This is a genomic window from Mumia sp. zg.B21 (genome assembly GCF_019550855.1).
Classification (GTDB): Bacteria; Actinomycetota; Actinomycetes; order Propionibacteriales; family Nocardioidaceae; genus Mumia.
Window position 1 is genome coordinate 1 of record NZ_JAHWCJ010000007.1, and the last position, 3,264, is coordinate 3,264.

General features: G+C 69.2%; 1 protein-coding gene and 1 pseudogene. One reads left to right on the forward strand and one right to left on the reverse strand.

Annotation, left to right across the window (positions count from 1 at the left end; all coding sequences use genetic code 11):
• Positions 1 to 258, reverse strand: a pseudogene (locus tag KV100_RS19200) (hypothetical protein); the annotation flags it as partial.
• Between KV100_RS19200 and KV100_RS20295 the strand changes: the two are divergent.
• On the forward strand, positions 246 to 3,264 hold a 3,019-nt coding region (locus tag KV100_RS20295; protein WP_220344803.1), incomplete at its 3' end, for a VWA domain-containing protein. The pseudogene KV100_RS19200 and the gene KV100_RS20295 overlap by 13 nt on opposite strands.

Genomic DNA, 3,264 nt, shown 5'->3' on the forward strand with positions numbered 1-3,264 from the left:
GACGGTGTTGGAGCGGTAGCCCGTGCCGTCCCAGTCCTCGCAGGTGATGAGGAGGAGACGCGGGCGGCCCTTCTGTCGGAAGAGTCGTGCGGACTTCTCGGCGAGGGTCGCCTTGTCGTAGGTCTCCGTGCCGGCCTCGAGCTGGCCGAGGTCGTCGAAAGCGCCTCTCTGACCCTCGAGCCCTCTGACCTCCGACCCCGTGTGCCGGTTTGTCCCATCTGGGGCAGGATGCCCATTATGCGTGCGTGAGTGCGTCACGCATGGGCCGGGTTGGGGGATCCATGGGCGGCAAGGAATTCTGGAACAAGCGGTCGGGTCGCTTCGTGGCGTCGGCCGCGGTGCTGCTGCTGATGGGTCTCCTCGGCGCGCCGCCTACGGGTGCGGTGCCGGCCGTTGCGCCTGCGGACGTCCCGCCGGCGACAGGCACCAACGCCGTCATCACCGTCAAGGTCGGCGCCGACCGGGTGGGGACGAACGGTGTGTCCAACCTGGCCGGCGTGACCCTCCGGCTCTACAACGGAACGTCGGCCCCGACGACCCCCGTGGCCGACGCATGGGCGACCTGCGTGTCGGACGCGGACGGGGACTGCAGCTTCGTCGTGCCGGACACGCAGACGAGCATTCTCGGCACCTGCCTCGGCATCACGGCCGGAGACAACTGCGACCGCCGCTTCTGGGTGGTGCAGGAAGGTGCGCCGGAGGGGTTCACCATCAACCCGTCGTTCCGGACGGGCGAGGGCGACGGCACGCTCTCGGAGAGCACGGCGTACCAGTTCCGGACCGGGCTGAGGCTCCGAGCCGGCAACACCTACAGCTCGACGTCGGACTTCATGATCGGCACGGGCGACACCAACCGTGTCGCTTCCGGCGGAATCTGGCAGCAGTCGCGGACCAATCCGCCACCGGCCCAGAGTTGCGGCCTCGACGTGGCCATCATCCAGGACCTGTCGGGCTCAGTGACACCGTCACAGCTGGTGGAGCTCAAGGCGGCGACGGACACCTTCGCCGACGCTCTCGTCGGCACGCCGTCGCGGCTGGCGTTGTTCTCGTTCTCCACCGTCTCCCCGGCCGACGGGGCGACGCAGAATTTCCCCGGACTCACCTCGGTCGCCACGCAGCAGGGCGCGGACACGTTCAAGGCGCGCTACCAGTCCTGGACCGCCGGTGGCGGAACGAACTGGGACCGAGGGCTCGCGGCGCCGGCGCAGGCCACCCCCACCTATGACCTCGCCGTCGTGATCACCGACGGAAACCCAACCCTCTACTCGCAGCCCGAACAAGGGCCGGGATACTTCGAGCGGGTGCGCGAGATGGAGAACGGTGTCTTCTCCGCCAACGCGCTGAAGGCACGAGGCACGCGCGTCCTGGCGGTCGGCGTCGGCTCCGGCGTGAGCGACCCCGCAACCGCACAGAATCTCCGAGCGATCTCAGGTCCGACGGCGTACGACGGCAGCAACACCGACACGGCCGACTACTTCCAGGTCGCGAACTACGCGTCCGTCGGTACTGCACTACGGGACCTAGCCCTCGGCGACTGTGACGAGTCGCTGTCGGTGATCAAGCAGATCGTCGGTCCGGACGGCGACATCACGAATGCGACGCCGGGCGGAGCCGGGTGGACGTTCGACGCGGCGACCACCACGCCCGGCGTGAGCCTGCCGACCACCAGTGCGACGACCGATGCCACCAGTGGCGTCAACTTCCCGATCACCTTCGGCGGCGGCGTGTCCACGGGTGCGATCACGGTGACCGAGACGGAGCAGGAGGGCGAGTCATTGTTCCCCGTCGACGGATTCAACGCCGTCTGTCGCAATCTCGCCACCGAGGAAGCCGTCCCGGTCACGAACTCGGGCGCGACCGGTTTCACCGTCGATGTGCCGAGCGACGCCCCCGTGAGCTGCACGGTCTACAACCAGGCTGTCGCACCGGCCACCGTCACCGTCGACAAGGAATGGGTCATCAACGGTGCTGCGCCCGTCCCGAACGGCAGTCAGCCGGGCGGGCTCACCGCTCAGCTGACGTTGACCGGCCCCGACGGGGCTCCTGCCTCCAACCAGGACTGGGGTGCGCCACGTCCCGGCTACAGCGCCGGCGACACCGTGACCGTGGACGAGGACGTCGACATCACTGCGCCGGCCGTGGACCCGGACCTGTGCACCGTCGGGGAGCCGACGATCGTCGAGGTCAACGGCGTCGACGTCACGCCGATCCCGATCCCGGACGGGTACGACCAGACACTGACGGCCGGTGCCAACACGCTGACCATCCGCAACAGCGTCGACTGCGAGTCCCGGCTGACGCTCGCCAAGAATGTGGTCGGGTCTGCCCTCCCGACGTCGTGGAACCTCGCGGCGCTTCCTGCTCCGGGACAGCCCGCGGGTCAGCTGCCCGGTCCGAACGGTACGGCGGGGAGTGCGGCGGTCACGGACCAGGTCGTCACGGCGCGGGTTCCGTACCAGCTGGCCGAGTCCGGCGGCCCTCCGACCTATGTCCAGAACGACGTCCGGTCCAGCGACGCGTATCCGTCGTCGACGGGGTCGTGGGCGTGTATCCGCATCGACGCCGAAGGTGCCCAGATCCCCGGGTTCGCCGACGGCCTCAACGGTGCCGTGACGGTGCAGTTCGGCGTACGGGTGCAGTGCACGGCGACGAACCAGACCGGTCGCCTCACGCTCGTCAAGGACGTCGTGAACGACGGTAGTGGGACAGCGGAGCCCGGCGACTTCACCCTGAGCGCGACTCCCGGCGACGACCCACCGGTGGAAGGTCTCGAGACCTACTCGGGGCCCGGGACTGCCACCGGCACGACGTACGAGGTGCGGCCCGGCCACCCGTACGAGCTGGCGGAGACCGGGGTCCCCGGATACTCGTTGGTCGCGGTGAACTGCGAGGCCGGTGGCGTGACCCGCGATCTCCGCACGGTGACGGTCGGCCCGGGGGAGGCGGTGACCTGCACCTTCGTGAACGACGACGATCCCGCGCAGCTGACGTTGCGCAAGCAGGTGGAGAGCGGGGCGACCGGTGCCACCGACGTGCCTGCGGACTGGACGCTGACCGCGACGCCGGACGGGATCGCAGAGCAGGACCCGGTCAGCGGCAACGGTGAGGACGGGGTGACCGACGAGAACGTGATCTCGGGAACCTACGAGCTCACCGAGGCCGGTCCGGGTGGCTATGACGCAGGGGACTGGAGCTGTGAAGGGGCCGGAGGGACGTTGGAGGGGGCGTCGCTCACGTTGGCCAACGGTGCCGACGTCACCTGCA